Origin of the sequence: Streptomyces panaciradicis (assembly GCF_023516615.1) — a bacterium.
Taxonomy (GTDB): Bacteria; Actinomycetota; Actinomycetes; order Streptomycetales; family Streptomycetaceae; genus Streptomyces; species Streptomyces panaciradicis.
On the sequence record NZ_JAMGBF010000099.1, the window covers coordinates 1 to 4381 of the forward strand.

Annotated in this window: 3 protein-coding genes; all 3 read left to right on the forward strand. The window is 75.9% G+C overall.

From position 1 onward, the window contains the following. The first annotated feature begins 255 nt into the window (after positions 1 to 255). Complete coding sequence (locus tag M8J74_RS28895; RefSeq protein ID WP_249839261.1) at positions 256 to 882, forward strand: YigZ family protein; 627 nt, start codon at positions 256 to 258, stop codon at positions 880 to 882. A gap of 107 nt (positions 883 to 989) precedes the next feature. Then, positions 990 to 2153: an exonuclease SbcCD subunit D gene (locus M8J74_RS28900; RefSeq protein WP_249839262.1), complete on the forward strand. Its 1164-nt coding sequence runs from the start codon at positions 990 to 992 to the stop codon at positions 2151 to 2153. Beyond that, positions 2150 to 4381: AAA family ATPase (locus M8J74_RS28905; protein WP_249839263.1), on the forward strand; the 2232-nt coding region annotated here is incomplete at its 3' end. The genes M8J74_RS28900 and M8J74_RS28905, both read left to right, overlap by 4 nt.

The window sequence follows — 4381 nt, forward strand, 5'->3', positions numbered from 1 at the left end:
CGGCGCGGGGCCCGTCGGCGCGCCCCAGCGCCGGCGTCGCGACCGGGGAGAGTGGACCGGCGGCGAGCGTCGCGACCGGGGAGGGCGGACCGGCAGCGAGCGTAGCGGTGCCCGTCCGGTGGCCGGACGCGGCGCGAGCGCGCGTGCCAGGCGTCGCGGGGCGGGCGGGACTTTCGATACACGCCCTAGCCTTCCCGGCGCGGGCCCGCACCTGCGGCGGGGTGCCGGTCCGCATCCGCCGCATAGGCTGGGCGGATGCAGGACGAGTACCGCACAGTGGCCCACGCGGGCGTGCACGAGACCGAGGTCAACCGTTCCCGCTTCCTGTGCGCCCTCGCCCCGGCGGCCACCGAGCGGGAGGCCCAGGACTTCATCGCCGCCGTCCGCAAGGAGCACGCGGACGCCACCCACAACTGCTGGGCCTACGTCATCGGCGCCGACGCCTCCGTGCAGAAGGCCAGCGACGACGGCGAACCGGGCGGCACGGCCGGCGTCCCCATGCTGCAGATGCTGCTGCGCCGCGAGATGCGCTACGTCGTCGCCGTCGTCACCCGCTACTACGGCGGCGTCAAACTCGGCGCGGGCGGCCTCATCCGGGCCTACGGCGGCGCGGTCGGCGAGGCGCTCGACGCCCTCGGCACCCTCACCCGGCGCCGCTTCCGCCTCGCCACGGTGACCGTCGACCACCAGCGCGCCGGCAAGGTGCAGAACGACCTGCGCTCCACCGGCCGCGAGGTACGTGACGTCCGTTACGGCGAGGCCGTCGTCATCGAGATCGCCCTGCCCGACGCCGACGTGGACGCCTTCCGTGCCTGGCTGGCCGACGCCACGGCCGGGACGGCCGGGTTCGAACTGGGCGGCGAGGCCTACGGAGACGCCTGACATTCCCCCTGAAACGCCCATAAAGGATGGGTGTGAGGCGGTTCATGACGGGTCGATACGGGAGTAACCGCCCGTGATGTCAGACCCGGCCGTTAGGGTCGGGGATCATGAGGCTGTTGCACACTTCCGACTGGCATCTCGGCCGGGCGTTCCACCGGGTCAACATGCTCGGGGCCCAGGCCGAGTTCATCGGCCACCTCGTCACGACCGTGCGTGAGCGCGGCGTGGACGCGGTGGTCGTGTCGGGAGACGTGTACGACCGGGCCGTGCCTCCGCTGGCCGCGGTCGAGCTGTTCGACGACGCCCTGCACCGCCTCGCCGACCTCGGCGTGCCGACGGTGATGATCTCCGGGAACCACGACTCGGCCCGCCGGCTCGGCGTCGGCGCCGGCCTCATCGGGCGCGCGGGCATCCACCTGCGCACCGCGCCCGCCGCGTGCGGGACACCGGTGGTGCTCGGCGACGCCCACGGGGACGTGGCCTTCTACGGACTGCCGTACCTCGAACCGGCCCTCGTCAAGGACGAGTTCGGGGTGGAGAAGGCCGGTCACGAGACCGTGCTCGCGGCGGCCATGGAGCGCGTCCGCGCCGACCTCGCCACCCGCGCGCCCGGCACCCGCTCCGTCGTCCTCGCCCACGCCTTCGTCACCGGCGGCGAGGCCAGCGACAGCGAACGGGACATCACCGTCGGCGGGGTCGCCTCCGTGCCCGCCGGCGTCTTCGACGGCGTCGACTACGCGGCCCTGGGCCACCTGCACGGCTGCCAGGCCATCACCGAGCGCGTCCGCTACTCCGGCTCCCCGCTGCCGTACTCCTTCTCGGAGGCCGGCCACCGCAAGACCATGTGGCTGGTCGACCTCGACGCCGAGGGCGCCGTCACCGCCGAGCGCGTCGACTGCCCGGTGCCCCGCGCGCTGGCCCGCGTCCGGGGCACCCTGGAGGACCTGCTCGCCGACCCGTCTCTCGCCCCGCACGAGGAGGCGTGGGTCGAGGCCACCCTCACCGACGCCGTCCGCCCGGCCGACCCCATGGCCCGCCTCACCGAGCGCTTCCCGCACACCCTCAGCCTGCTCTTCGACCCCGACCGGGCCCCGGACGACCCCGACGTGTCGTACGCCGGACGGCTCGCGGGCCGCAGCGACCAGGAGATCGCCGAGGACTTCGTCGCCCATGTGCGCGGCGCGGGACCCGACGAGCGGGAACGGACCGTGCTGCGCGACGCCTTCGACGCGGTCCGCGCGGACGAGGTCCTGCGGGAGGTGGCGCGGTGAGGCTGCACCGACTGGACATCACCGCCTTCGGGCCCTTCGGCGGCTCCCAGCGCGTCGACTTCGACACCCTGTCCGCGGCCGGGCTGTTCCTCCTGCACGGGCCGACGGGCGCCGGCAAGACGTCCGTCCTGGACGCCGTGTGCTACGCGCTGTACGGCACCGTCCCGGGCGCCCGCCAGAGCGGCCAGGGGCTGACCCTGCGCAGCGACCACGCGGCCACCGGCACCCGCACCGCGGTGACCCTCGACCTGACCGTCGCCGGACGCCGGCTGGAGGTCACCCGGCAACCGCCGTGGGAGCGGCCCAAGAAGCGCGGCTCCGGCACCACCCTGGAAAAGGCGCAGAGCTGGCTGCGGGAGTACGACGCGACGGCCGGAGCCTGGAAGGACCTCAGCCGCTCCCACCAGGAGATCGGCGAGGAGATCACCCAGCTGCTCGGCATGAGCCGCGAGCAGTTCTGCCAGGTCGTGCTGCTGCCCCAGGGCGACTTCGCCCGCTTCCTGCGCGCCGACGCGGAGTCCCGCGGCCGGCTGCTGGGCCGCCTCTTCGACACCCACCGCTTCGCCGAGGTCGAAAAACGCCTCGCCGAGCGGCGGCGGGCCGCCGAGGCCCGGGTCCGCGAGGGGGACGCGAGCCTGCTGGCCGACGCGCACCGCATGCAGCAGGCGGCCGGCGGCGCGATGACGCTGCCGGAGCTGCAGCCGGGCGAGCCGGGGCTGGCCGAGGCGGTGCTGACCGCGGCCGCCGTCGCCCGCGCGACCGCCCGCGAGCAGCTGACGATCGCCCACTGCCGGCTGACGGCCGCCGAGTCCGCGCAGGCTACGGCAGAGCGGGAGCTCGGCGAGGCGCGCGAACTGGCCCGGCTGCAGCAGCGGTTCGCCGAGGCACGGGAGCGGGCCGCACGGCTTCAGGAGCACGCCGACGCCCACCGGGCGGCGCAGGAACGCATGGACCGGGCCCGCAAGGCCGAGGCGGTGGCGCCCGCTCTTGAGCTGCGGGACGCGGCCGACGCGGAACACCACAGGGCGACCCGGGCGGAGGCACGGGTGCGCGCCCTGCTGCGGGACGCCCTCGGGGCGGAGGGAACGGGGGGCGCGCCTTCCGGTGCGGCCACCGGTGACGGCGTGGACGTCTCCGCCCACGCCGGGGCCTCCGGGCTCGCGGTCGCCGCACGGCGTGCGGCCGAGGAGCTGGGCGGCCTCGAGTCGGCCCGCCGTGCCGAGCAGCGGTTGGACGATCTCCTTGCCGAGCGCGCCGGACTGGACCGCGAGGAGCGGGCCGACGCGGACGTCCTGCAGGAGGCCGAGGCATGGCTGGCCGGCTGGGAGGAGACCCGCACCGGCCTCCACAGCGCCGTCGAGTCCGCCCAGGAGGCGGCCACCCGGGCCGAGCAGCTGGCCGTGCAGCGCGACCCCGCCCGCAAGAGGCTCGCCGCGGCCCGGCAGCGCGACCAGTTCGCGCGGGACACCGACGACGCCCAGCGCCAGGTCACCGCCGCCACGGAACGCGCCCTGAAGGCCCGCGCCGAGTGGCTGGACGTCAAGGAACAGCGGCTGAACGGCATCGCCGCCGAGCTCGCCGCCCAGCTCAGCGACGGCGAGCCCTGCGCGGTCTGCGGCGCCACCGAACACCCGGCACCGGCCCGCAAGGACGCCGGACACGTCGGCCGGGAGACCGAGGAGCGCGCCCTCGCCGCCTCCCAGCACGCCGACGAACAGCGCGCCGAGGCCGAGCGCCGCCTGGGGATCGTCCAACGGGCACTCGCCGCCGCCGAGGGCGAGGCCGGTGACACCTCGACCGAGCAACTCGCGGCGCAAGTGCGGGAGTTGGAGGAGCTGTACGCGGAGGCGCGCGACGACGCGTCCGCGCTGCACACCGCGAGCGAACGGCTGCGGCAGGCCGAGCAGGAGCACGAGCGGCGCGTCACCGCCCGGCAGCAGGCCGCCGTACGAGCCGCCTCCCGGGTCGCCCGCCGCGACGCCCTCGACCGGGAACGCACCACCCTGGAAGAGGAGCTGGCGCAGGCGCGGGGCACCGCCGCGAGCGTCTCGGCCCGCGCCACCCAGCTGGAGCGCCGGGTCGCCCTGCTGACGGAGGCCGCCGACGCCGCGCGCGCCGCCGAGGACTCCGCGCAGCGGCTCAAGGACGCCGACGCCCGGCTCGCCGACGCCGCCTTCCGCGCCGGCTTCGACACCCCGCAGGCCGCGGCCGCCGCGCTCCTCGACGCC